19 protein-coding genes are annotated in these 24,253 nt (G+C 63.0%); 15 read left to right on the top strand and 4 right to left on the bottom strand.

What is annotated here, in order from left to right:
- The first annotated feature begins 10 nt into the window (after nucleotides 1-10).
- The 3 genes from SO180_RS00530 to SO180_RS00520 are packed head-to-tail and all read left to right on the top strand — an operon-like array spanning nucleotide 11 to nucleotide 3,589.
- Nucleotides 11-1,600 (top strand): class I adenylate-forming enzyme family protein, encoded by a 1,590-nt coding sequence (locus SO180_RS00530; RefSeq protein WP_449376889.1) that lies wholly within the window; start codon nucleotides 11-13, stop codon nucleotides 1,598-1,600.
- 46 nt (nucleotides 1,601-1,646) lie between these two features.
- The gene (locus SO180_RS00525) at nucleotides 1,647-2,843 is read left to right on the top strand and encodes an ABC transporter substrate-binding protein (RefSeq protein ID WP_449376888.1); all 1,197 of its coding nucleotides are present in this window, start codon (nucleotides 1,647-1,649) and stop codon (nucleotides 2,841-2,843) included.
- 35 nt (nucleotides 2,844-2,878) lie between these two features.
- Nucleotides 2,879-3,589 carry an SDR family NAD(P)-dependent oxidoreductase gene (locus SO180_RS00520; protein ID WP_449376887.1) on the top strand — a complete coding sequence of 237 codons (711 nt, stop codon included), beginning with the start codon at nucleotides 2,879-2,881 and terminating at the stop codon, nucleotides 3,587-3,589.
- Between the two features lie 23 nt (nucleotides 3,590-3,612).
- Here SO180_RS00520 and SO180_RS00515 read toward each other — a convergent pair whose 3' ends face one another.
- Together SO180_RS00515 and ggt are read right to left on the bottom strand one after the other, a co-directional pair.
- Nucleotides 3,613-3,900: a hypothetical protein gene (locus SO180_RS00515; RefSeq protein ID WP_449376886.1), complete on the bottom strand. Its 288-nt coding sequence runs from the start codon at nucleotides 3,898-3,900 to the stop codon at nucleotides 3,613-3,615.
- Nucleotides 3,901-4,241: 341 nt separating this feature from the next.
- The gene (gene ggt, locus SO180_RS00510; protein ID WP_449377019.1) at nucleotides 4,242-5,957 is read right to left on the bottom strand and encodes a gamma-glutamyltransferase; all 1,716 of its coding nucleotides are present in this window, start codon (nucleotides 5,955-5,957) and stop codon (nucleotides 4,242-4,244) included.
- A gap of 643 nt (nucleotides 5,958-6,600) precedes the next feature.
- Between ggt and tolQ the strand changes: the two genes are divergently transcribed.
- From tolQ to SO180_RS00455, 11 genes are all read left to right on the top strand, one after another.
- Nucleotides 6,601-7,317: a protein TolQ gene (tolQ, locus tag SO180_RS00505; RefSeq protein WP_449376885.1), complete on the top strand. Its 717-nt coding sequence runs from the start codon at nucleotides 6,601-6,603 to the stop codon at nucleotides 7,315-7,317.
- Nucleotides 7,318-7,354: 37 nt separating this feature from the next.
- Nucleotides 7,355-7,822, top strand: coding sequence for a biopolymer transporter ExbD (locus SO180_RS00500; protein ID WP_449376884.1), 468 nt, complete (start codon nucleotides 7,355-7,357; stop codon nucleotides 7,820-7,822).
- Nucleotides 7,819-8,766 carry a cell envelope integrity TolA family protein gene (locus tag SO180_RS00495; protein ID WP_449376883.1) on the top strand — a complete coding sequence of 316 codons (948 nt, stop codon included), beginning with the start codon at nucleotides 7,819-7,821 and terminating at the stop codon, nucleotides 8,764-8,766. Before SO180_RS00500 ends, SO180_RS00495 begins: the two co-directional genes overlap by 4 nt.
- A gap of 19 nt (nucleotides 8,767-8,785) precedes the next feature.
- The gene (tolB, locus tag SO180_RS00490) at nucleotides 8,786-10,153 is read left to right on the top strand and encodes a Tol-Pal system beta propeller repeat protein TolB (RefSeq protein WP_449376882.1); all 1,368 of its coding nucleotides are present in this window, start codon (nucleotides 8,786-8,788) and stop codon (nucleotides 10,151-10,153) included.
- A gap of 237 nt (nucleotides 10,154-10,390) precedes the next feature.
- Nucleotides 10,391-12,721, top strand: coding sequence for a putative bifunctional diguanylate cyclase/phosphodiesterase (locus tag SO180_RS00485; RefSeq protein WP_449376881.1), 2,331 nt, complete (start codon nucleotides 10,391-10,393; stop codon nucleotides 12,719-12,721).
- Nucleotides 12,722-12,895: 174 nt separating this feature from the next.
- Nucleotides 12,896-13,621, top strand: coding sequence for an N-acyl amino acid synthase FeeM domain-containing protein (locus SO180_RS00480; RefSeq protein WP_449376880.1), 726 nt, complete (start codon nucleotides 12,896-12,898; stop codon nucleotides 13,619-13,621).
- 288 nt (nucleotides 13,622-13,909) lie between these two features.
- On the top strand, nucleotides 13,910-14,398 hold the full coding sequence (gene pal / locus SO180_RS00475; RefSeq protein WP_449376879.1) for a peptidoglycan-associated lipoprotein Pal: 489 nt from the start codon (nucleotides 13,910-13,912) through the stop codon (nucleotides 14,396-14,398).
- A 200-nt stretch (nucleotides 14,399-14,598) separates the two neighbouring features.
- Entirely contained in the window at nucleotides 14,599-15,627 is a 1,029-nt protein-coding gene (gene ybgF / locus SO180_RS00470) for a tol-pal system protein YbgF (RefSeq protein WP_449376878.1), read from the top strand.
- A gap of 75 nt (nucleotides 15,628-15,702) precedes the next feature.
- A complete protein-coding gene (gene tilS / locus SO180_RS00465; protein ID WP_449376877.1) occupies nucleotides 15,703-16,773 on the top strand; it encodes a tRNA lysidine(34) synthetase TilS in 1,071 nt (356 codons plus the stop codon).
- Between the two features lie 242 nt (nucleotides 16,774-17,015).
- A complete protein-coding gene (ftsH, locus tag SO180_RS00460; protein ID WP_284268825.1) occupies nucleotides 17,016-18,938 on the top strand; it encodes an ATP-dependent zinc metalloprotease FtsH in 1,923 nt (640 codons plus the stop codon).
- A gap of 440 nt (nucleotides 18,939-19,378) precedes the next feature.
- A complete protein-coding gene (locus SO180_RS00455) occupies nucleotides 19,379-20,584 on the top strand; it encodes an ABC transporter substrate-binding protein (RefSeq protein WP_449376876.1) in 1,206 nt (401 codons plus the stop codon).
- Between the two features lie 15 nt (nucleotides 20,585-20,599).
- Here SO180_RS00455 and SO180_RS00450 read toward each other — a convergent pair whose 3' ends face one another.
- Entirely contained in the window at nucleotides 20,600-22,102 is a 1,503-nt protein-coding gene (locus SO180_RS00450; RefSeq protein WP_449376875.1) for a hypothetical protein, read from the bottom strand.
- 103 nt (nucleotides 22,103-22,205) lie between these two features.
- Nucleotides 22,206-23,723, bottom strand: coding sequence for a hypothetical protein (locus tag SO180_RS00445; protein ID WP_449376874.1), 1,518 nt, complete (start codon nucleotides 23,721-23,723; stop codon nucleotides 22,206-22,208).
- A gap of 333 nt (nucleotides 23,724-24,056) precedes the next feature.
- Here SO180_RS00445 and SO180_RS00440 point away from each other — a divergent pair, with 333 nt between their 5' ends.
- Nucleotides 24,057-24,221 (top strand): Flp family type IVb pilin, encoded by a 165-nt coding sequence (locus tag SO180_RS00440; RefSeq protein WP_027521915.1) that lies wholly within the window; start codon nucleotides 24,057-24,059, stop codon nucleotides 24,219-24,221.
- Nucleotides 24,222-24,253: the final 32 nt, after the last annotated feature.

Below are 24,253 nucleotides of genomic sequence, written 5' to 3'. Positions count from 1 at the left end.
GGAGGACTGTATGACCAGCGTCAACGACGTCGACATGGTCGATCTCATCGCGCGGCTGCCGTGCAGGGTTCATGAGGTCTATGCCCCCTTCGCCCGGACCTCGCCCGATCTGCCCGCCTTTATCGAAGCCGGACGCGTCTGGACCTACCGGCAATTTTCCGATGCCGTCACTGCGGCCGCGAAAGATTTCGCCGATCTCGCGATCAGGCCCGGCGATCGGGTCATGGTGGTGAGCGAGAACAGCGTTGCGCTCGGGGCCATGCTGTTTGCGGCAAGTCAAATCGATGCCTGGGCGATTCCCGTCAATCCGCGTCTCTCTGCTCGCGAGCTCGATCTCATCGCTACCCACAGCGGCGCGCGCCGCGTGCTGTTCAATGCGGCGCTGTCGAAGGAGGCCGCCGAGCACGCGAACCGCATTTGCGCAAGCTTGCGCGCCGTCGGCCCGTTCGGCAGCATCGGCGTCGGCGCGCTGAATGATGCGGCGCAGGCCGAGCCGGTCGAAGCGGGCAGCGACCGGCAGGTTGCCACGCTGATGTACACGTCCGGGACGACGGGGGCGCCGAAGGGCGTGATGCTCAGCCATCGCAATCTGCTCGTCGCGGCAAGGGTATCGGGCAATCTCCGCCGGACCGCGCCCGGCGATCGCATCTATGGTGTGCTGCCGATGTCGCACATCGTCGGCTATTCGATCCTCTTGATCTCGACACTGATGCACGGCGCCGCGTTGCATGTCGTGTCAAAGGCGGATCCTGTGGCGCTCGCGCGCGCGCTCGCGGAGGAAGGGATCACCACGCTGTTCGGTGTGCCTGCAACCTATCAACGCCTGCTCGAATACAAGACCGTCAACGGCATCGCGAAGCTCAAGTGCGAAAAGCTCCGCCTGATGGGCGTGGCCGGCGCGCCGCTCGACCTAGACCTCAAGCGCCGCATGGAGGCCGAGTTCGGCATTCCACTACTCAACGGCTACGGCATCACCGAATGCTCGCCGGGCCTTGCCGCCGTGCGCGAGGAGGATCCCGCGGCAGACGAGAGCGTGGGACCGTTCCTGCCCGGGGTCGAGCACAGGATCGTCGCTCGCGACGGGCGCCAGGTCGGCATCGGCGAAGTCGGCGAGCTGCATGTACGTGGCGCCAATATCATGCTCGGCTACTATCGCGCGCCCGATCTGACGGCGGCCGCGATCGATCGCGACGGCTGGTTCAATACCGGCGATCTCGGCCGGGTGAACGAGCGGGGGCAGCTCTACATCGTCGGACGCACCAAGGAGATGATCATCCGTTCCGGCTTCAACGTCTATCCGGCGGAGATCGAGGCGGTCCTGAATGCGCATCAAGAGATCGTGCAGTCGGCCGTGGTCGGGCGTCCCGTGGACGGCAACGAGGAGGTCGTCGCCTTCGTCCAGCTGTTGCCCGGAGCAAGCGTCGATGCGGAGGCGCTGAAGGCTTACGCTGCGGGCGAGCTTACGCCCTACAAGCGGCCGACCGAGCTGATCGTGCTCGATGCGCTGCCGGCGGCCTCGACCGGAAAAATCCTCAAGCACAGGCTTCGCGAGCTCGCGATTGCGGGCACGAGGACGAACGATCTGGCGACGACGGGTTGAGCGGCGTGCAGCGCGTGCATGATCTCACGGGGAAGAGGAGCTTTCGATGTTCAAGAGACTTTTAGCCACTGCCGTTCTGTTTGCCGCGACCACCGGCGCCGTGTTGTGCGAAACGCCCGGAGTCAGCGAAACCGAGATCAGGATCGGCGCGACGTTTCCGTTCAGCGGTCCGGCTTCTCCCTTGAGCAACACCGGCAAGGGTCTGATCGCCTACGTCAATTCGATCAACGATCGCGGCGGCGTCAATGGTCGGAAGATCAATCTGATCACCTATGACGACGCCTATAGTCCGCCGAAGACGGTGGAGCAGACCAGGAAGCTCGTCGAAAGCGACGAGGTGGCGTTCCTGTTCAGCCCGCTCGGCACGCCCGGAATCGGCGCGACCATCAAATATGTCAACGCGAAGAGGGTACCTCATCTCTTCGTCGTGAGCGGCGCGACCAAGTTCACGAATTTCTCCGAATTCCCCATGACCACCACGGGGTTGCCGAGCTACACCACGGAAGGGCGCATCTATGCGCGCTACATCACGCAGACCAAGCCGAATGCCAAGATCGCGATCCTCTATCAGAACGACGATCTCGGCCGGGACTTCATCAGCGCCTTCAAAGATTATCTGAAGGACGGCTTCGACAAGAAAGTCATCGCGTCCTCTTATGAGGTGAGCGAGCCGACCATCGAGTCCCACATGGTGTCGCTGAAATCCTCTGGCGCCGAGGCGTTCCTGTTCGCGGGCACGCCGAAGTTCGCGGCGCAGGCCATCAAGAAGGCCGACGAGATCGGCTGGAAGCCCTTGTTCCTGATCAACCTGGTGTCGACCTCGGTCTCTTCGACCATCGTGCCGGCGGGACAGGAGAAGGCCGTGGGCATCATCGCCGCGACCATGCTCAAGGACCCCGGCGACAAGAGATGGGCAGATGACCCCGGCATGACTTGGTACCGCGCGCATTTCGCAAAATACCTGCCGGGCGCTGATATCGGCGACGCCAATTATCTGTTCGGGACCCAGCAGGGGCAGATCCTGGAGCAGGTGTTGAGGCAGTGCGGCGACGATCTTTCGCGCGACAACATCCTCAGGCAGGCGCGGAACATCCGCGGCCTTTCCCTGCCAACGCTCATTCCGGGGGTGACAATCAACACGGGGCCTGACAACAGTATGGCCTATACGCAATTGCAGCTGCAGCGTTGGACCGGAAGTTCCTGGGAGCAGTTTGGTGACGTGCTGAACGCAGAGGGCAACTGAACGCCGGCGCGCCTTTCCAATCTTGGGAGAACACCATGAAGACGGCGATCGTGATCGGTGTGGGCCCGGACCGAGGGTTGGGTGCCCAGCTCTGCAAGCGTTTTGCAAACGACGGGCTCAAGGTGATCGTGGCGGGACGCACGCCGAGCACTCTGGAGTCGGTTGCGCGCGATATCGTCGCCGCCGGAGGAGAGGCCATTCCTTTCGTCGCCGATGCCACCAAGGAGGGCGACGTCGCCGCATTGTTCGATATCGCTGGCAGCGAGCTCGATCTCGCGATCTACAACGCTGGCAACAACACGCCCGGCAAGATCATCGAGATGGAAGCCGACTATTTCGAAAACGCCTGGCGCGTCGTCTGCTTCGGCGGCTTCCTGTTCGGCCGCGAGGCGGTGCGCCGCATGGCGCCGAAGAAGACCGGCACGCTGCTCTTCACCGGCGCCAGCGCCTCGCTGCGCGGGCGCCCGGGCTTTGGCGCGTTCAACTCCGCAAAGGCGGGCCTGCGCACGCTCGCCCAGGCCATGGCCAAGGAATATGCGCCCGACGGCATCCATGTCGGCCACGTCATCGTCGACGGCGCGATCGCCGGCGACAAGATCATGAACCGTTTCCCCGATGCTGCAAGCCGGCAGGACAGCCTGATCAGCATCGAAGGCATCGTCGATGCGTTCGCCTTCCTCTACCGGCAGTCTGAACGGGCCTGGTCGTTCGAGCTCGACGTGCGGACGTCGAAGGAGAAGTGGTGAAGTCTTGTCCCTCGTCTCACCGATCAGGCGGCCGCCTTGTTCTTGATGGCGCCGATGATCGCGGTGAGAATCGCCCCGCCGGCGCCACCGGCGACGACTTGTGACACGATGCCGCCAACGCTCAAGTTTCCAGATTCGGCTGCGGCCATGATGGACGGAAGCAGCAACGTAATGACCTGGCCGAGCACTCCGCCGCCGACCAGACCTGAAATGACGTTTCCGGCCATTCCGAGATCAAATGTCGGCGAAGACTTGCCCGCGCCAATTCCACCAAGCGCGCCTGAGACGAGGTTGATCAGAATCTGTTCCATGCGGATCTCCCGTACGTGGTCGTCGGGCAGTTCGCCAGCCACTGCAGTCGTCTGACGAGCGGCCCACCCCCGCATCGTCAGGCGGCTTGCAGGCAAAGACAATAGAGCCTGTTGCCGATCGACCGGTGAAACAAACCCTCGGTCGTGGCACAAACTGCATAGCGAGGTTCGCAGCTTGCCGCTCTCCGCCGAACGACGCCCTGGCATGGTGGGCAAGGCGCGTCAGCGCCGTGCCCACCATCTCTCGCGATTGCGACAGAAGTGGTGGGCACGCTTGCGCCTTCGCTCTTCGAGCTGCGGCGGACAAGTCGCTTTGCCCACCCTGCGCATCGACAAGCCTCTCAATACCCGGCGGCCAGCCCCGAGTTGCGGCGGGGATCGTTGGCGCCATAGTAGCGGTTGTTGCCGACCGGCTTGCCGTTCAGCGACGGCGCGCCGACGATGATGACCGCCAGATGGTTGGCCGGCTGTGGCGGCCCGAACTTGTGGCCCATGCCTTCCAGAATCTTGCGGGTGTCCGGCGACAGCGCATAGTCCTCGACGTTGGTGAGGTCGGGCAGCCATTGCTGGTGGATGCGCGGCATGTCGACGGCTTCTTGCGCGTTCATGTCATAATCGATCGCGTTGATCATGGTCTGCAACACAGCCGTGATGATGCGGCTGCCGCCGGGCGTGCCCACCACCATGACCGTCTTGCCGTCCTTGGTGACGATGGTGGGGCTCATCGAGGACAGCGGCCGCTTGCCGGGAGCGATGGCATTGGCCTCGCCCTGCACCAGGCCGTACAGGTTCGGCACCCCGACCTTGGCGGTGAAGTCGTCCATTTCATCGTTCAGCAGCACGCCGGTCTTGGCCGCCGTCACGTTGGCACCGAACCAGTCGTTCAGCGTGTACGTCACCGAAACCGCGTTGCCGTCCTTGTCTGCGATCGAATAGTGCGTGGTGTTGCTTCCCTCATGCGGCTCTATGCCCGGCTTGATGTCCTTGGAGACGCCAGCCTTGTTCGGATCGATCACGGCGCGGATCTTGGTCGCGTAATTCTTGTCGAGCAGGCGGTCGAGCGGATTCTTCACGAAGTCCGGGTCGCCGAGGTAGCTGTTGCGGTCCACGTAGGCGTGGCGCATGGCTTCGATCTGGACGTGCACGGCCTGCGCGGAGTGGTAGCCCAGCTCTCTCAGCGGATAGCCCTCCAGGATATTCAGGATCTCGCAGATGACGACGCCGCCCGAGCTCGGTGGCGGTGCGGAGATCACGTGGTAGCCGCGATAGTCGCACTCGACGGGCGCGAGCTCGCGCGTCTTGTAGCCGTCAAGGTCGTCCTGCGTCAGCAGGCCCTTGCCGGCCTGGCTCGATGCCACGATGGCGCTGCCGACCCAGCCCTTGTAGAAGCCGTCGGTGCCTTTGCTGCTGATCTCGCGCAGGGTCTTGGCGAGTTCCGACTGCACCAGCTTTTCGCCCACCTGGAACGGCTGACCGTTGTTGAGGAAGATGGCGGCGGACGCGGGATCGTTCTGAAAATCCGTGGTGGCGGTATGCAACAAATCGATGTCGCCCTGGTCCAGCGCAAAGCCCTGTTCGGCGAGCTGGATCGCGGGAGCGAGCAGGTCGGCGCGCTTCATGGTGCCGTACTTTTCGCGCGCATACTCCATGCCCGAGACAGATCCCGGCACACCCACCGCCAGGTGCCCCTTGGTCGAAATGCCCTTGATGACGTTGCCATCCTTGTCGAGATACATGTTGGCGGTCGCGCCCTTCGGGGCCGTCTCGCGGAAATCGAGGAAGGTCTTGCGGCCGTCGGCGAGCTCGATCGTCATGAAGCCGCCGCCACCGAGATTGCCGGCTGCCGGATAGACCACCGCCAATGCGTAGCCGACCGCGACCGCCGCATCGACGGCATTGCCGCCGCGCTTGAGCACGTCCACGCCCACCTGTGTCGCCAGATGCTGCGCGGATACCACCATGCCGTTTTCCGCTGCGACCGGGGCGACCGACGCTGCACGTGCGGGGCAGAACGTTGTGAGGCTGACTGAGATGATCGCGGCGACCATGCACCGCATGCTTGTTGTTGGATTTTGCAAGGGAACGCTCCTTGGGAGGGCCGGTGATCCCGGCGCATATTGTTATCAGTGAGCGCACCCTATCAGCTCGTGCCCATTGTGAAATGGAAGGTGACGACTTGGCGTAGCCACAGGGCAAGCCGCGCTCCCTCGCCCCTTGCTGGGAGGGTGGGGCAGGGGGGTAGCCCAGGAAAAGGTGGCTCCGTCATTGCGAAGATTTCGGGAGGGAGTCCTCCCCTCCCTGGCCCTCGCCCGCAAAGCGGGAGGGAACCGACCCTGCCCTGGCCTGACTGCGCTCCCTCTAGACGACGGCTCTCGCCGGGCGAATTGCCGCATCCATCCCGGCCAAACCTCTGCCCAGCCTACCATTCCGGCAGCCAAATGCGCCCGCGCTAACCCCGCATTAACTATCGTCGGCGTCTGGTAAGGTCGGCAAGTCGCGCCCAAAGGCTTAGTCGAGGCCCTTAGTTTTGACATCTTGGCAAGGAAAGCAGACGGCCGGCTTCGGACGGGCCGCTGCAATCCAAAAAGATAAGGCTTTGCGCAGGCTTGGCAGGTGCGCGCGACCCGCGCGGCTTTGGGGAACCGGCAGCGATTTTGCGCGCCGAGGACATGGAACGATCGCCTTGAGAGGATACCGCTTATGAATCCGGCCGACGTCGCTCAGTCAGCCCTGCCGGTTGCTGCTTCCGCCGACGTGTCGCTGATCGCGCTGTTCTGGCAGGCTCACTGGATCGTGAAGGCGGTGATGCTCGGACTGTTGTCCTGCTCGGTCTGGGTGTGGGCGATCGCGATCGACAAGATCTTCCTCTATGCCCGCACCCGCCGCTCGATGGACCGTTTCGAGCAGGCATTCTGGTCCGGCGAGTCGATCGAGGAGCTCTATCGCACACTGTCGGCCAAGCCGACCCATTCGATGGCGGCCTGCTTCGTCGCCGCGATGCGTGAGTGGAAGCGCTCCTTCGAGAGCCACGCGCGTTCTGTCGCCGGGCTGCAGATGCGGATCGAGAAGGTGATGAACGTGTCGATCGCGCGCGAGATCGAGCGGCTGGAGCGGCGTCTGCTGGTGCTCGCGACCGTCGGCTCAGCCGGCCCCTTCGTCGGCCTGTTCGGTACCGTCTGGGGCATCATGTCGAGCTTCCAGTCGATCGCGGCCTCGAAAAATACCTCTTTGGCGGTGGTGGCCCCCGGCATCGCGGAGGCGCTGTTTGCGACCGCAATCGGCCTTATCGCCGCCATTCCTGCCACTATTTTCTACAATAAGTTCACCTCCGAGGTGAACCGGCAGGCCCAGCGGCTCGAGGGTTTTGCGGATGAGTTTTCAGCCATCCTGTCCCGTCAGATCGACGAGCGTGGGTGATGGACGCTATAGAGACGACGATCGTGGGCTTTAGATCATGGCGATGAACGTAGCCAGTTCGTCCGGTGGCGGCGGCCGCCGCAGCCGGCGCAAATCGGTCATGGCCGAAATCAACGTCACGCCGATGGTCGACGTGATGCTGGTGCTGCTCATCATCTTCATGGTCGCAGCGCCGCTGATGACATCGAACATCGACATCGATCTGCCGGTCGCCAACGGCGGCAAGTCGATCTCCTCGAACGCGCCGCCATTGACGCTGTCAGTGAAGCGGACGACCGGCGGCTGCAATTCGAACGTGGAATTGTATCTCGGCGACAGCCCGATCTCGGCTACTGATCTTCAGTCCAAGATCGAGGCGATCAAGGACACGCGGTCCGACGCCGACCGGGTCGTCTATCTGCGTGGCGACAAGGACGTCTGCTACACCGACATGATGAAGCTGTTAGGGCAGGTGCGCGCCGCCGGCTTCAAGGCCAATATCGTGATTATCCCGGAGCAGGGATGAAGGTCAAAGTCGACAAGACTGTTGTTGCGTCGATTGTCCTCCACGTCCTCGTGATCGGCTGGGGGTTGATCTCCTTTAGCTCGCGCGCGCTCGAAATTCCGGAAGAATCCGTCATTCCGGTCGATATTTCATTGGATCAGCCGGCCAAGGCAACCGCCGGCGTGCAGACCGCCGAAAAGGACAAGCAAAAGCCAAAGGTTGACAAGGTCGCTCCCGAAGTGACGCCGCCCGAGGAGTCCCAGGGCAAGATCACCACCAAGAAAGAGCTGATTCAGACCAACACGACTCCGCCGCCGCCGAAGCCGGTGGAGAAGCCCGTCGAGAAAAAGCCTGATCCACCGAAGCCGGTTCAGGAAAGCAAGACCAAGGAAGAGAGCAAGCCGGCCGACAAGAAGCCCGAGGAAAAGGTCGATCCGATCGCCGAAGCCCTGAACAAGCCGGAGAAGGAGAAGAAGCCTCCGCCGCCGAAGCAGGAAGCTGCCAAGCCGCAGCCGCCGAAGCCGAAGGACCGGCCGTTCAATCCGATGGACATCATGGCCAAGCTCGAGGACAAGCGCGATCCGACGCGGCACGAGATGACCGGCGCGACGCCGAATGCGACCAGTGCGCTGGGAACGCAGAACGGCAAGGACACTGCGATCGTCGCGACCTGGAAGGGCGCGTTCGTCGCTGCCGTCAGGCGCTGCTTCAGATTCCCCTATAATGGCCAGGATGCCGATCAGTTCGAGGTCGACATCGACATCCAGATGCGGCCCGATGGAACGGTTGCCTCCTCGCCCGTGATCGTCGCCGTGCGCGGGCCGTCGCGCTCGGTCGGCACGGCGATGGCCGAGAGCGCGAAGCGCGCGGTCGAGGAGTGTCAGGCCTATGCGTTCCTGCCCAAGTCGCAATACGACACCTGGAAATACATTCCGATGACGTTCGGCCTCAAAGACATGCTGTAAGCGAAAAGAAATAACTCAGATGAACAAGATGCCATTGCTGACGCGACGTGGATTCATGATGGCGGCAGGCTCGACTGCCACATTGCTGGCCGGCCAGGCCGCCCTTGCACAGCGACAGGAGGGGCGCCTCAAGGTCGACCCAACCGAATTCCAGCCGATTCCGATCGCGATCCCGAATTTCGTGGCGGGCTCACCCTCGGACGGCGAGGTCGGTGCCGGGGTGACGCAGGTGATCACCAACAACCTGAAGCGCTCGGGGCTGTTCAATCCGATCGACCAGGCCGCTTATCTGGAGCGCATCACCAACATCGACGTCGCGCCGCAATTCCAGAGCTGGAAGCAGATCAACGTGCAGGCGCTGGTCACCGGCCGCATGACGCGCCAGCCGGACGGTCGCCTCAAGGCAGAATTCCGCCTCTGGGACGTCGTCTCGGGACAGCAGCTCACCGGCCAGCAATATTTCACCTCGCCGGAATACTGGCGCCGCATCGCCCACATCATCTCCGACCAGATCTATGAGCGGCTCACCGGTGAGAAGGGCTATTTCGACAGCCGCGTCGTCTTCGTCGACGAGAGCGGACCGAAGGAGCGTCGCGTCAAGAAGCTCGCGATCATGGACCAGGACGGCGCCAATGTGCGCTATCTGACGCGGGGCTCGGACCTCGTGCTGACGCCGCGCTTCTCGCCGAACTCGCAAGAGATCACCTACATGGAGTTCGGCCAGGGCGATCCGAAGGTCTATCTCTACAACATCGAGACCGGCCAACGCGAAATCGTCGGCAATTTCCCCGGCATGACCTTCGCACCGCGGTTCTCGCCGGACGGCCAGCGCGTCATCATGAGCCTGCAACAGGGCGGTAATTCCAACCTGTTCGTAATGGATCTGCGCTCGCGCTCGACCACGCGCCTCACCGACACGCCGGCGATCGACACATCTCCTTCGTACTCACCGGATGGCACCCGCATCTGCTTCGAGTCTGATCGCGGCGGCAGGTCGCAGATCTATGTGATGGCGGCGGGCGGAGGACAGGCACAGCGCATCTCCTTCTCCAAGGACGACACCAACGCCAGCTATTCGACGCCGGTTTGGTCGCCGAAGGGCGACTACATCGCCTTCACCAGGCAAGGCGGTGGGCAGTTCTCGATCGGCGTCATGAAGCCGGACGGCTCCGGCGAGCGGCTGCTCACCTCCGGCTTCCACAATGAAGGCCCGACGTTCGCGCCGAACGGCCGCGTCGTGATGTTCTTCCGCGATCCCGGCGGGAATGGTGGACCGTCGCTGTTCAGCGTCGACATTTCGGGGCGCAACGAGCAGCGCGTGCCGACACCGGGCTACGCATCCGACCCCGCCTGGTCGCCGCTGCTGTCCTCGACAGCGGGCCAATAAATCCACGGCGTTCATCGGCGCGAAGTTTTCGAAAAACAGCGCCGAGTTTTCGCTTTCTTCGATTGCGGCAAGCTTTCCTTCACCCTGTGCCCGGCAAAGCTTGCCCAGTTGTTTGATATTTCAGCAAAAATTCGTTCGCTGAAGGTTCAAAACAACGCGGCTTTAACGATGTTCCCTCAGAAAGACTTCATCTCGGCTGGGTAAAAGTACGCTCCAAACAGGATGCGTAACAAGCCAATGCAACTGGCCGACCAGAAGCAGAGTGATCGAGACGAGCTGGAGCCCATACTCTACGCCGCTCTCATCAACTCCATGGTGCAGAATTTCTGGGCGATCTTCATCGGCTCGGCCTGTACCGCGGTGGCCGCCGTCATGACGGCGCTGAAAACTGGCGACGTCTTGCTTTGGCCGATCGCGTTTCTGATCATTGCCATTGGCACTGCGCGCGCGTTTCAGATGCGAGCGTACGAAGACCCAACGCTGGCTTTGACGTTCGAACAGGCCAGGCATCTGGAGCCACGCTACTGGCTCGGCGCGCTCGCCTATGCGGGGGTGCTCGGCCTGTGGTGCTTCGTTGTCATCTACAACAACGACGATCCGGTTGCGAACATGCTCTGCGTCGCCGTCACTGTCGGCTACACGGCCGGCGGAGCGGCCCGGAACTACGGCCAGCCCCGGGTGATCCAATGGCACGTCATACTTGCCTGCGGTCCGATGTCGCTCGCCCTGCTGCTGCATGGCGGATTCTACTACATTGGGCTCGCCGTGCTGCTCGTCCTGTTCTTCATCGGCCTGAAGAACATCAACCTCAGCCTGCATGCGATCTTCGTCAAGGCTCTGACCTCGAGTTTCCGTGAATCTGCGCTGGCGAGTCAGTTCGATACTGCGCTGAACAACATGCCGCACGGCCTTTGCATGTTCCGCGCCGACGGACGGCTTGCGGTGATGAACCATCGCTTCAGCGACTTGATGGTGCTGCCGGAGAATTTCGTCACTCGCGGCGCCAGCGCCGCCGACGTCATCGCGGCCTGCGTGGCCTCCGACTCGATCTCGGCGGACAGCGGCGACATGATCCTCGCCGAGATCAAGGGCGCGCAGATGAAGGAGATCGTCACCACCGATCCCGATCTGGAGCGCTGCCGCACGCTGTCGTGGACGTTCCAGCCGATGGCCGGCGGCGGCACGGTGCTCCTGCTCGAGGACATCACCGAGCGCACCAATGCGGAAGCCAAGATCAGCCACCTGGCGCGCTATGACGAGCTGACGGCGCTGCCGAACCGCGTCAGTTTCCGCGACGAGATCGAGCGGCTGCTCGCGATCTCGCACGATGCCGAGCGCCTCTCTGCGCTGCTGTTCGTCGATCTCGACCAGTTCAAGCAGGTCAACGACACGCTCGGCCACCCCTGCGGCGACCAGCTCCTGTGCGCGGTGGCGAACCGCCTGCGCGAGATGCTGCGCCCCGAAGATTTCGTGGCCCGCTTCGGCGGCGACGAGTTCGTCGTGTTCCAGCAGAACCTCAACTCGCCCGAGGATGCTGCCGCGCTTGCCCGCCGCATCGTCGAACGGCTCAGCGAGCGTTATCGCATCGACAATCACCTGGTCGAGATCGGCGCCAGCGTCGGCATCGCCTTGACTTCGCCCGAAGGCTCCAGCGCCGATACGCTTTTGAAGAACGCCGACATGGCGCTCTACCGCGCCAAGGCCGACGGCCGCGGCACCTTCTGCTTCTTCCGTGACGAGATGGCGGCAACGGTCGAGGCTCGCCGAATACTCGAGCTCGATCTGCGCAAGGCGCTCGCCAATGAGGAGTTCGAGCTGTTCTATCAGCCGCTGGTCAATCTGAAGACCGGCAAGATCACCACCTGCGAGGCGCTGCTGCGCTGGAATCATCCGGTGCGCGGCACGGTCTCTCCGGTCGACATCATCCCGGTTGCCGAGGATATGGGCCTGATCGTCGATCTCGGCCGCTGGATCCTGCGCCGAGCCTGCATGGAATGCATGAAGTGGCCCGAAGGCGTTAGCGTTGCCGTGAACTTCTCGCCGCAGCAATTCCACCAGCGCGACGTGCTCAGCGAAATCCGTTACGCGCTGGAAGTCTCGGGGCTTCCGGCGCATCGGCTGGAGATAGAGATCACCGAATCCTCGCTCTTGCGCAACACCCAGCTCACCCACGACATCCTGTCCCAGCTTCACGCGCTCGGGGTCAGCATCTCGCTCGATGATTTCGGCACCGGCTATTCGAGCCTCAGCTACCTGCATAACTTCCCGATGCAGAAGGTGAAGATCGACCGCTCCTTCCTCGAAGGCATCGACACCGACCGGCCGCTCACGCTGCTGCGCGGCGTGGCGCGGCTGTCGGCCGATCTCGGCATGGCGGTCGTGGTCGAGGGTATCGAGACCAACGAGCAGCTTGAGCTGATCAGCGCCGACGGCACCGTTACGGAAGCGCAAGGTTATCTATTCAGTCGCCCGGTCCCTGCGGTACGGATGCGTCAGCTCCTCAACGCCTCTCATGGTCGCCGCGGCGAAGACGGGCTCCAGGTTGTCGGATCGCGATCCTTCGCGTAATCGTTTCTCGAAATTTCCAACAGCGTCAGTGTGTTGCCATGGGACTCCGTAGTCGTACGGGTTAACCCTAATTGATCGATTGCTTTGCGTCGCGGTTAAGAAGGTGTTAATGAATTGTCACGCGCGTTGAAGTTGTTTTCACGCGTCGCGGTGGGTGGTGCGTAAGGAGTTTGGATGCAGTCCTCAGCCCGATCGGTCATTTCGGCTGTTGGACCGGGAGCAGATCTCCTGACCGAGGTCGACTACCGCCTCGCCGAAACCCACGAGGAGAAGGAGGAGATCTACAACCTCCGCTATCGCGCATATCTGCGGGAAGGGGCCGTCAAGGAGAGTCCGGACAGCCGCGTCACCGACCGATATGACGATCTGCCCAACTCGTGGACCTTCGGTGTCTATCTCCAGGGCGAGCTCTGTAGCTCCGTGCGCATCAGTGTGCTGACCTCGGAATGGCGCGCGTCCACCTCAACCGACGTGTTTCCCGACATTCTGCTTCCAAGACTTGACCGTGGCGAGGTCATGATCGATCCGACGCGTTTTGTCGCTGATCCCGACAAGGCGAAGCGGGTTCCGGAATTGCCCTATCTGACGCTGCGCATCGCCTATATGGCCTGCGAGCATTTCAAAGCCGATGTCGGCCTCGCGATCGTGCGTGCCGAGCATCAAGCTTTCTATCGGCGAGTTTTCCTGCACGCGACCATCGCCGAGCCTCGCCTGGTTCCAGGCCTCACGAAGCCGTTCGGACTCATGGCGGCGGATTTCCCGACCTTCCGGAAAAGAGTCTTTGAACGCTATCCGGTGATGCGTTCGACCGCTTTCGAGCGGCGAATGCTGTTCGGGCGCCGCGGTGAGCGTCAGGCCGCGCAACGACGGGTGCTGGTGGCGGACGCAGCCCACGCCTGATTCGCCGCAGGTTGGTGAGCCAACCGCGCCGCTCCGCCGACATTTTTCCTGTTCATCTTGGCTCGACAGGCCCAAATTTCGGGCAAAACAGGCCTTCTGCCGGCCAACGCGGCTTGCCTTCACCGTCGCGCCACATTTACAACCCATTAACCATCGCGGTTGCTTTTCGCCGATCGGGGGCATTTGACCGGCCGTGGCAACGTCCCATCAAGGTTGACGGAACGTTCGCTTAACCAACCCCCTGTAGACCGGACAGCAGTGGACTAACGTGAGCGCGGAGGCTCCGGAATGAAACATCCTATGCGTATCCTCCAGGGATTGAAGCTGGTCGCGGTGCTTGCCGTCGGGCTGTCGATGGGCGCCTGCGCCAACAAGAACCTTGCTTCGGATGCGATGGCCAACGCCGCGACGCCGGGCAGCCAGCAGGATTTCGTCGTGAACGTGGGCGACCGCGTGTTCTTCGAGAGCGATCAGACCGATCTGACGCCGCAGGCGATCGTCACGCTGGAGAAGCAGGCGCAGTGGCTCCAGAGCTATCCGCGCTACACCTTCACCATCGAAGGTCATGCGGATGAGCGCGGAACCCGCGAATACAACATCGCGCTTGGCGCGCGTCGTGCCCAGTCGGTGCGCTCGTTCCTGGCTTCGCGCGGCATCGACCCGAACCGCATGCGCACCATCTCCTACGGCAAGGAACGGCCGGTCGCCGTCTGTAACGACATCTCCTGCTGGTCGCAGAACCGTCGTGCCGTCACCGTGCTGAACGCTAGCTCCTAAAACGACGCGCTGTTCCGCCAAAGGAAACCTGATCAAGGAAACCTGATTTGCCGGCGCCCCCTCGGGCGCCGGTTTCGTTTCTCGGATCAGGTCTTAGAAAGCCCTTGGTACCAGTCACATTTTTGGCGTACTCCGTCTCCCTATGTCTCGCGCGGCGAATTGTCCGCCGTGCGCCACGTCGCTTTCGTCGTCAGGGCAAGATGTCATCCAGATTCCAGGCTTTTACCGGCACTGTGGCGATCGCCGCGCTGCTTTCGCTGTGCTCGCCCGTCTTCGCGCAGTCGGACGATGCCGACCCGGAGATGCGGATCGAACGGCTTGAGAACCAGCTCCGCCAGCTCACTGGCCAGAACGAAGAGCTGCAATATCGCAACCGCCAGCTCGAGGAGCGCCTCCGGCAGCTCGAGGGGGGCGCGCAAGGGGCGCCCGGACAGGCGCCGGCACAGCCCAATGTCGCGGCAGTGCCAGCAGCGCCGGGCTATCGGCAACAGCAGCAGGCGGTGCAGCAGCCAGCCTATGAGCCGCAGGTCGCGGCGCCCGCGCCGATCGTGCAGGAGCAGCCGGCGCCTGGAGCGCCCGGCACTCGCCGCCGCGGTGATGCGTTTGATCCCAACCAGAATCCGAGTGCACCGGGCGCGCCGCGCGCGCTCGGCGGCGGTCAGATGCCGATGCAGCAGAGCACCCAGGCCGGTGCGCCCGGCGGCCGCGGCGCCGGCGAGCCACTCGATCTCGCCAACACCGGCGGCCGCTATCCGCAAGCGGCCGCGCAGCCCGGCTACCCGGCGGCGCAGCCCGGTTATCCGGCGCCGGCCGCGGGCGGCGGTCCGGCGACCCAGCCGCCATCGCAATCGCCGCGCGACGAGTTCGATCTCGGCATCGGCTACATGCAGCGCAAGGACTATGCGCTGGCCGAGCAGACCATGAAGAGCTTCACGCAGAAATATCCGAGCGATCCCCTGCTCGGCGACGCCCAATACTGGCTCGGCGAGAGCTACTTCCAGCGTCAGCAATATCGTGATGCCGCGGAGGCCTTCCTCGCCGTCACCACGAAGTATGAGAAGTCTGCAAAGGCCCCGGACTCGCTGCTGCGGCTCGGCCAGTCGCTGGCCGCGTTGAAGGAGAAGGAAGCCGCCTGCGCGGCCTTCGGCGAGGTCGGCCGCAAATTCCCGCGCGCCTCCGCCGGCGTCAAGGCTGCCGTCGATCGCGAGCAGAAGCGGGTGAAGTGCTAGCCGCTCTATCTCATTGAGCGCTGACAATGCGGATGACCCTGCGCTAAATAGGCGCGCCATCCTGCGGGCAGCGTCATGTCAGACGACGACAATTCTCCGATTTCGGCGCGCGAGGCGAAGCTGCTCTTCGCCGATCTGAGACGCGCGCCGGCGCTCGTGCTCGCGGTTTCAGGCGGTCCGGATTCGGTCGCGCTGATGTGGCTTGCCGCGCGCTGGCGCAAGAGCCTCACTCGCGGCCCGCAGCTCATCGCCGTCACCATCGATCATGGCCTTCGACCGGAAGCGGCGCGCGAGGCCCGCGACGTCAAGCAGTTGGCGCGCTCGCTCGATCTGCCGCATCGGACGATGCGCTGGACCGGCGCCAAGCCGAAGACCGGTGTGCCCGCCGCTGCGCGTGACGCGCGCTATCGCCTGCTGATGCAGGCCGCGCGTGCGACCGGAGCGACCCATGTGCTCACCGCGCACACCCGAGACGACCAGGCCGAGACTTTGCTGATGCGATTGTTGCGCGGCAGCGGCATCGCCGGCCTGTCCGCGATGGCGCCCATCACGGAGCGGGACGGGATCGCGCTGGCGCGTCCGCTGCTCGACGTGCCGAAGGCGCAGCTCATCGCAACCTTGAAGCGCGCCAATATCGCTTTCGCTGACGATCCGACCAACCGCGACACCGCCTTCACGCGCCCACGGCTGCGGGCGCTTTTGCCGCAGCTTGCCGCCGAGGGCGGCAGCGCGCGCAGCCTGGCCCGGCTCGCCACGCGGCTCTCCCGAGCCAATGCCGCCATCGACGTGCTGGCCGACGGCGCCGAGCGCTTCCTCGCTTTGAGGGATCGCGATCGCCCACTGCCCGATGCGCCTGCGCGAAGCTTCGAGGTCTCGGCCTTCGCTGCATTGCCCGAGGAGGTGCGCCTGCGGCTCCTGATGCGGGCGATCGACGCCGTTGGGCACGAGGGGCCGGCGGAACTGGGCAAGATCGAGGCTCTCTTGGCGGTCCTTGACCGCGGCATCGCCGAGGGCACGGGCCGGCGCAACGTCGGAACCAGTCGGGCGCAGATCAAGCAGACGCTCGCGGGGGCCCTCATCAGCCTGTCCCGGGGGCGCATCCTGATCGCGCCGGCGCCGGCCCGGCGTGTCAGGGGCGGATCATGACACCGGCGCGCTCGGTCCCATCCCTCAGAACACCTTAACCAGCCCGGAAAAACCCAGCCGGACCCGCCATTATTTCAGCGGGAATCGGGCTAAGATGGGATAAATAGTCCCATCTCGTTCCCTTGGCAGCGACCGGGGCGGCACCTAAATTGTATTCGTCTAACCGAGAGGATTCCTTGGGGATTTTCTCTAGCTTGCCCAAGGAATAGGGCCGCGATCCGCGCGACCACGAAGGAAGATCGATGAACGCCAATCTGCGCAATTTCGCCCTCTGGGTCATCATTGTCTTGCTGCTATTGGCGTTGTTCACGCTCTTCCAGAATCCCGGCCAGCGCGCCTCCTCCCAGGATATCGCTTTCTCGCAACTCCTGAGTGAGGTCGATCGGGGCAATGTACGCGACGTCGTCATCCAGGGGCCGGAGATTCACGGGACCTTCACCAACGGCTCGAGCTTCCAGACCTATGCGCCCAACGATCCGACGCTGGTGAAGCGCCTCTATGACAGCAAGGTCCAGATCACGGCGAAGCCGCCGGGCGACAACGTGCCGTGGTTCGTCTCGCTGCTGGTCTCCTGGCTGCCGTTCATCGCGCTGATCGGCGTGTGGATTTTCCTGTCGCGCCAGATGCAGGGCGGCGCCGGCAAGGCGATGGGCTTCGGCAAGTCGCGGGCCAAGATGCTGACCGAGGCGCATGGCCGCGTCACCTTCGAGGACGTCGCCGGCGTCGACGAGGCCAAGCAGGACCTCCAGGAGATCGTCGAATTCCTGCGTGACCCCGGCAAATTCCAGCGGCTCGGCGGCCGCATTCCGCGCGGCGTGCTGCTGGTCGGCCCGCCCGGCACCGGCAAGACGCTGATCGCGCGCGCGGTCGCGGGCGAAGCCAACGTGCCGTTCTTCACCATTTCCGGCTCCGACTTCGTCGAGATGTTCGTCGGCGTCGGCGCCTCGCGCGTGCGCGACATGTTCGAGCAGGCGAAGAAGAACGCGCCCTGCATCATCTTCATCGACGAAATCGACGCCGTCGGCCGTCACCGTGGCGCCGGCCTCGGCGGTGGCAATGACGAGCGCGAGCAGACGCTGAACCAGTTGCTGGTCGAGATGGACGGCTTCGAGGCGAACGAGGGCGTGATCCTGATCGCCGCGACCAACCGTCCCGACGTGCTCGATCCCGCGCTGCTGCGTCCCGGCCGCTTCGACCGTCAGGTCGTGGTGCCCAATCCTGATGTCGTCGGCCGCGAGCAGATTTTGAAGGTTCACGTCCGCAAGGTGCCGCTGGCGCCGGATATCAACCTCAAGACCATCGCGCGCGGCACGCCCGGCTTCTCCGGTGCCGACCTGATGAACCTCGTGAACGAGGCTGCCTTGACCGCGGCCCGCCGCAACAAGCGGATGGTGACCCAGGCCGAGTTCGAGGAAGCCAAGGACAAGGTGATGATGGGCGCCGAGCGCAAGTCGCTCGTCATGACCGAGGAAGAGAAGCTGCTGACGGCCTATCACGAGGGCGGCCACGCCATCGTCGGCCTCAATGTGCCGGCGACTGATCCGATCCACAAGGCGACCATCATTCCGCGCGGCCGCGCACTCGGCATGGTCATGCAGCTCCCCGAACGCGACAAGCTGTCGATGTCGCTGGAGCAGATGACCTCGCGCCTCGCCATCATGATGGGCGGCCGCGTCGCCGAAGAGCTGATCTTCGGCCGCGAGAAGGTGACCTCGGGTGCCGCCTCCGACATCGAGCAGGCCACGCGCCTCGCCCGCATGATGGTGACGCGCTGGGGCCTGTCGGAAGAGCTCGGCACGGTCTCCTACGGCGAGAACCAGGACGAGGTGTTCCTGGGCATGTCGGTGTCGCGGACGCAGAACGCGTCCGAAGCGACGGTCCAGAAGATCGACTCCGAGATCAAGCGCCTCGTCGAGGAAGGCTACAAGGAGGCGACCCGCATTCTCACCGAGAAGCATGCCGACCTCGAGACGCTGGCCAAGGGCCTGCTCGAGTTCGAGACGCTGACGGGAGATGAGATCGTCGATCTCCTCAAGGGCAAGAAGCCGAACCGCGAGTCCGTGCTCGAGCCGAGCACACCGCGCGCTTCGGCCGTGCCGCCGGCCGGCAAGTCGCGCCCGCGGCCCGATCCGGATCCCGGCCTGGAGCCGCAGCCGCAGGCGTAACCGCAAGCGGCAGATCGAATTGAAAAACGCGGCGGCAACGCCGCGTTTTTTGTTGGCAACTCCGCCCCCGTCGTCATTGCGAGCCACCGGGTCCGCGCGAAGCGCGGCCCGATGACAGGCTGCGCGAAGCAATCCAGAATCCCTCTGCGGAAAGACTCTGGATTGTTTCGCTGCGCTCGCAATGACGATGTTGTGCAGCTGTACGCGAAACCCAGGCCGTGTGCTCCGGACGCAGCGCAGCTCCGTAGCGTGGGCAAAGGCGCTCTTGCGCCGTGCCTACCGTCTCTCGGGGATCAGCATGGAAGTGGTGGGCACGCTGACGCTTTGCCCACCCTACGATCCCGACGCTGTAATGATTGGCGTCCCGTCGGCTCTCATGGCATGTTCCCTCAAACAAAGGCGCGGCTTGACCGCACCAGGCAAAGGGGAGGGGGAGGTCGATGCGTTTGGCGACGGCATTGGGTGCGCTTGGCGCCGTTTCATTCCTGATGTTGACCGGGGCCTCCATCGCCGCCGAGATGCGCGGCGTTACCGCCACCGAGATCAGGATCGGCCAGACCATGCCCTATAGCGGGCCGGTGTCGGCGTTCGGTGCGCTTGGCAAGGGCGAGGTCGGCTATTTCAGGATGCTGAACGAGAAAGGCGGCATCAACGGCCGAAAGGTCAATCTGATCTCGCTCGACGATTCCTATGCACCGCCAAAGACGGTGGAGCAGACGCGGCGGCTGGTCGAGAGCGACGAGGTCGCGCTGATCTTCTCCTCCATCGGGACGGCGCACAACACGGCGATCGCAAAATATCTCCAGGGCAAGAACGTCCCGCAGCTCTTCCTGGCGTCGGGCGCCTCGAAGTTCGCCGATATCGCGCAATATCCGCAGGCGACGATGGGTGTGCAGGCGCCGTTCCGCTACGAGGCGCGGCTCTATGCGCGCTATGCGCTGGCCAAGAACCCGACCGCGAAGTTCGCGGTGATCTCGCAGAACGACGATTATGGCCGCGACTACCTCGCAGGCCTGAAGGATGTTCTCGGCGAGAAATACGATGCCGTCGTCACCGGTGCCACCTACGAGGTCCAGGATCCGACCATCGATTCCCAGATCGTGAAGCTGAAGGCATCAGGCGCCGACGTCTTCGTGATCGCGGCGACGCCCAAATTCGCGGCGCAAGCGATCCGAAAATCCTTCGAGATCGGCTGGCGGCCGATGACGTTTCTCTCAAATGTCGCGGTCTGGGTGTCGACCGTGATGGAGCCGGCGGGGCTCGAGGCCGGCGTCGGCATTCTCTCCACCGCCTATGTGAAGGACCCCGACGATCCTGCCTGGAGGGACGACGCGGGTGTGAAGGGCTGGCGGGAGTTCATGACAAAGTATGTGCCCGAAGCCGATCAGCACGACACCAATTATGTCAATTCCTACAACAGCGCGATGGCGCTGGAGGCGGTTCTGAAGGCCTGCGGCGATGATCTGTCGACGGAGAACATCCTGAAGCAGGCGTTCTCGATCCACGATCTCGAGCTGCCGATGCTGCTACCCGGCATCAAGATCAACACTGGCACGACCGATCACGTGCCGGTCGATCAGATGCAGTTCATGCGCTTCAACGGCAAGAGCTGGGAGCGTTTTGGCGAATTGCAGACGGGGAATTGAAGAGCGCCCGTCCGCTCATTTCGATGTCGCGGGCGAAGGCGCGGCGGCCGCGCCTGCCGCGTCGTCCCGCACATGGATCACCGCGATGTCGTCCGCGTAGATCCGCTTCCAGCCCTTGAGCTGGTCGAGGATCTGCGGGCCCGGCGCATCGGCAACGAGCAGCGTCGCGTCGATCTTGTACTCGTCGAGCAGGCGCGGAAGGAGTTCGGGCTTCTTGCCTTCCGTCGCCTTGAAGAAGTCCATCACGAATTTCTCGCCATAGAGCTCGGCGCGGCCGTCGACGAAGACCGGGACGTCGCGCGAGATCAGATAGCCGCCGAACTGGTAGGCGTTGAAGATCCGCTGCGCCTTGCGCTGCTCGAGCAGGTCGACCGCAGCGACCGGCGTCTGGAACATCGTGAACGCGAAGCGGTGATGTCCCATATAGATCGCCGTCGAGGTCCAGCTGGCTGCCAGGATCATCAGCGCGCCTGTTACGGTGACGTAGCGGGCCGGCCAGATTTCGTCATTGCCCGAGTCCGATGCGGAGCGCGGCGACAATTGCCCAAGCGGCTTTGCCAGCACCAGCGGCACCAGGAACGCAAATGCCTCGATGCTCCTGACATGCGTCAGCGCACTCCAGGTCAGGAACAGGATCAGGAAAATCCGCGGCGCCGAGAGCGCGATGCCGCGATAGAAGCCGATGGCGATGAGGCCAAGCAGCGCGCCTTCGAACGCCGAGAACGAGGCGAAATTCGCTGGCATCCACTCGAAGATGACCGTCAGCAGTTCGCCGAGGTTGAGGATGTTGGTCGCGCCCCATAGCGTCCTCCAGCCATAAGGCGTGGCGCAGCTTGCGACCAGCGCGGCGATGCCGAACAGCATCCAGCGCAGGAATAGCTGAATCCGTCGTCCTTTTTCGGCATGCTCGACCGCCTCGAGCGCGATCGGACCGATCAACGCCAGACCCAGAACGAAGCCGCCATGCAGGTTCGCCCACAATGCCATCAACGGCAGCCAGAGCCATGACGGTGCGCTCCTGCGATCGGCGGCCGCCATCAACACGCCGGCCCACAGCACCATGACGGGCAGCGCCAGGATGTGCGGACGAGCGAGCAGGTGATGCAGTGACAAAAGCAGCGCCAGCATCGCAAACAGCACCGAGCGCGGAAGTTCGAGATGGGCGTCGAGCAGATAGACGAAGATTGCGACAGTGAGCGCGATCGCAACCGTGGTGAGGATCACCGGTCCCGCCCAGCCCCATTGTCCATAGGAGCTCGCGAACAGCACTTGCGACAGCCATGAGGTGGATATCCAGGGCTGGCCTGGCCGCGTGAAGGAGTAGATGTCCGTATAGGGCAGCGCGCGATGATCGAGGATCCATTGCCCGATCTTGATCTGCCAGAACGAGTCGGAATCCTGGAGCAGCGTGTCGCCGACAAAGAGGAAGCAGAGATAGGCGCCCGCGCCGACGCAGAGCGGCACCAGAACTCGCGCGCGGCTCTGCATCGTAACGCTTGTGGTGAAGGAAAGGGACATTCCCGTATCGTTGCCCTGATTGCTCCGGTCCATCAGCTCTGGCGCCGGTAGTGGATCATGGTGGTCATAATTTCCGGTCAGTCGGCACCCGCCCTCGCTATCCTTAGCGAGTAGCCGGAGGGGCGGGCGCCTCAAGAACTACAGGCGCCGGGCGAGTTGCCGGCTCATTTGGGCTTTCGAGAGCGGCGGCTGCACCGGCTTGCGGACGATTTTCGCGGATGTGCACGGCGAAGCGATCATCGGTGTAGATCCGCTTCCAGCCGGGAATGTGGTCCAGAATCTGAGGAGCGGGAAAATCGGCAAAGAACAACGTTGCTTCGATCTTGTATTCGTCGAGCAATGCAAGCAGGTCTTTGACGTTGCGCCCTTCAATGACCTTGGCATACCTCATGACGAACTTTTCGCCGTAGAGCTCGGCGCGACCATCCATGAACGGCCGCATTCCCTGGCTAATAAGATAGCCTCCGAATTCTGGCTGGTTGAAGATTCGCGACACATGCTGCTGCTGCAGAACCTCAACTGCGGCTGCGGGGGTGTGCGCCTGTCCGAACGTGAAGGAATGACGCGCGAGATAGGATACGGTCGATGTCGAGCCAGCGGCGACAATCGTCAGAACCGCCAGCATCGTAATGTAGGGCGAAGAACGTTCTTGATTCTGCCGGATGGCGGCGTTTCCTGCGAGAACTGACTGCTCAACGAACGGCTTCGCCAGAACGAGCGGTGCCAGGAATGCAAACACTTCGATATGTCTGTTGTGGGTCAATGCCATCCAGATCAGGCCCAACAAGAGCATGATGCGGGGCGGCGACAGGACCAGTCCCCTGTAGAACGCCATTCCGATCAGGAACAGCAGTGCACCTTCGAAGAAGCTGAATGAGCTGAAGTCGGCGGACTTCCACTCTGAAATGTTCGAGAGAAGTTCACCGAGACCGAGGATCTTGAACGCGCCAAGTGGTGAATGCCAACCATAGGGCGTGGCGCAGGTCGCTGCGACCGCGGCTATTCCGAACAGCGCCCAGCGTATTGCCAATTTGAGCCGTTGCTCGGACTTTGCGGCCCAGAGCGCTTCCAGGCCGATAGGGCCGATCAACACCAGCCCGAGAACAAAACCTCCGTGAATGCTGACCCAGAGAGGCACCAGCGGCAGCAACAGCCATGACGGCGCGCTGCGACGGTCGGCAGCGGCCATCAACCCGCCGACAAATGCGACCATTATCGGCATCGCAAGCACGTGCGGGCGTGCGATGAGGTGGTGCATCGACATCGCCAGGGCGAGCATCGCGATTGCGACGGCGCGGACCTGCCCAAGATGCGCGGTGAGCAGGTAAACGGAGATCGCCACCGTCGCAGCAATCGCCAGCGAGGCGAGGATGACCGGTCCACCCCAGCCGAGGGACGAATACGCTGCGGCGTAGAGCACCTCCGAAAGCCAGGCAGATGATGTCCAGGGTTCACCCAGCCGCGTGAACGAGTAAACATCCGAATACGGCAGCGCGCGATTGTCGATGATCCACTGTCCGATCTTGATGTGCCAATACGTATCGGAATCCTGCAGCAGGTAATCGCCGATTGCGAAGAAGAACAGGTAAGTGCAGGCGCCGAGGCAGATCGGCAGCAGCATCCTGTTGCGGCTTTGGCTTTCGACGCCAATGGCAGTTGAAATGGACACCACGCCTCCGTTCGATGCAGCACTTACGGCTGTCGGTGCCCGTTAGATCACGCCAGATATAAATTCAGGTAAATCGACGGCGCTCGCTCGTTTCCGGACGATTTAACCGGTTGTTTTCAATTTCGGTTTACCATCACGGAATACACGCAAACCGCTGCATGTTTCCGCGGACGAATTAACTGCGGTGCAATTCTTTGTCGCTACGGTCGGTTCCATGGTCGCGCGGCGCTGGGAAGCCGGTCAGACCAGACTAGTTGTAGCCTTGTGTACTCTTTGGAGCAGTCTATGAAAAACCTCGTTGCGCGCTTCGTGAAGGATGAATCCGGCGCCACCGCTATTGAATACGGTCTGATCGCCGCCGGCATCGCGCTGGCCATCATCACCGTGGTCAATAACCTCGGCACCTCGCTGAACTCCAAGTTCGGCTCGATCTCGTCCAGCCTGAAGTAAGTTTGGACGATCGACGTGAATTCGAAGAGCCC

Source organism: Bradyrhizobium sp. UFLA05-112, from assembly GCF_053572325.1.
The sequence above is the reverse complement of the archived record's forward strand: the minus strand, read 5'-3'. Positions and strand labels throughout refer to the sequence as shown.

What these genes read in the sequence shown, in the direction of transcription:
- SO180_RS00530 (WP_449376889.1), top strand. Translation starts at nt 11, where the DNA reads ATGACCAGCGTCAACGACGTCGACATGGTCGATCTCATCGCGCGGCTG.
- SO180_RS00525 (WP_449376888.1), top strand. Translation starts at nt 1,647, where the DNA reads ATGTTCAAGAGACTTTTAGCCACTGCCGTTCTGTTTGCCGCGACCACC.
- SO180_RS00520 (WP_449376887.1), top strand. Translation starts at nt 2,879, where the DNA reads ATGAAGACGGCGATCGTGATCGGTGTGGGCCCGGACCGAGGGTTGGGT.
- SO180_RS00515 (WP_449376886.1), bottom strand. Translation starts at nt 3,900, where the DNA reads ATGGAACAGATTCTGATCAACCTCGTCTCAGGCGCGCTTGGTGGAATT.
- ggt (WP_449377019.1), bottom strand. Translation starts at nt 5,957, where the DNA reads ATGCGGTGCATGGTCGCCGCGATCATCTCAGTCAGCCTCACAACGTTC.
- tolQ (WP_449376885.1), top strand. Translation starts at nt 6,601, where the DNA reads ATGAATCCGGCCGACGTCGCTCAGTCAGCCCTGCCGGTTGCTGCTTCC.
- SO180_RS00500 (WP_449376884.1), top strand. Translation starts at nt 7,355, where the DNA reads ATGGCGATGAACGTAGCCAGTTCGTCCGGTGGCGGCGGCCGCCGCAGC.
- SO180_RS00495 (WP_449376883.1), top strand. Translation starts at nt 7,819, where the DNA reads ATGAAGGTCAAAGTCGACAAGACTGTTGTTGCGTCGATTGTCCTCCAC.
- tolB (WP_449376882.1), top strand. Translation starts at nt 8,786, where the DNA reads ATGAACAAGATGCCATTGCTGACGCGACGTGGATTCATGATGGCGGCA.
- SO180_RS00485 (WP_449376881.1), top strand. Translation starts at nt 10,391, where the DNA reads ATGCAACTGGCCGACCAGAAGCAGAGTGATCGAGACGAGCTGGAGCCC.
- SO180_RS00480 (WP_449376880.1), top strand. Translation starts at nt 12,896, where the DNA reads ATGCAGTCCTCAGCCCGATCGGTCATTTCGGCTGTTGGACCGGGAGCA.
- pal (WP_449376879.1), top strand. Translation starts at nt 13,910, where the DNA reads ATGAAACATCCTATGCGTATCCTCCAGGGATTGAAGCTGGTCGCGGTG.
- ybgF (WP_449376878.1), top strand. Translation starts at nt 14,599, where the DNA reads ATGTCATCCAGATTCCAGGCTTTTACCGGCACTGTGGCGATCGCCGCG.
- tilS (WP_449376877.1), top strand. Translation starts at nt 15,703, where the DNA reads ATGTCAGACGACGACAATTCTCCGATTTCGGCGCGCGAGGCGAAGCTG.
- ftsH (WP_284268825.1), top strand. Translation starts at nt 17,016, where the DNA reads ATGAACGCCAATCTGCGCAATTTCGCCCTCTGGGTCATCATTGTCTTG.
- SO180_RS00455 (WP_449376876.1), top strand. Translation starts at nt 19,379, where the DNA reads ATGCGTTTGGCGACGGCATTGGGTGCGCTTGGCGCCGTTTCATTCCTG.
- SO180_RS00450 (WP_449376875.1), bottom strand. Translation starts at nt 22,102, where the DNA reads ATGTCCCTTTCCTTCACCACAAGCGTTACGATGCAGAGCCGCGCGCGA.
- SO180_RS00445 (WP_449376874.1), bottom strand. Translation starts at nt 23,723, where the DNA reads ATGCTGCTGCCGATCTGCCTCGGCGCCTGCACTTACCTGTTCTTCTTC.
- SO180_RS00440 (WP_027521915.1), top strand. Translation starts at nt 24,057, where the DNA reads ATGAAAAACCTCGTTGCGCGCTTCGTGAAGGATGAATCCGGCGCCACC.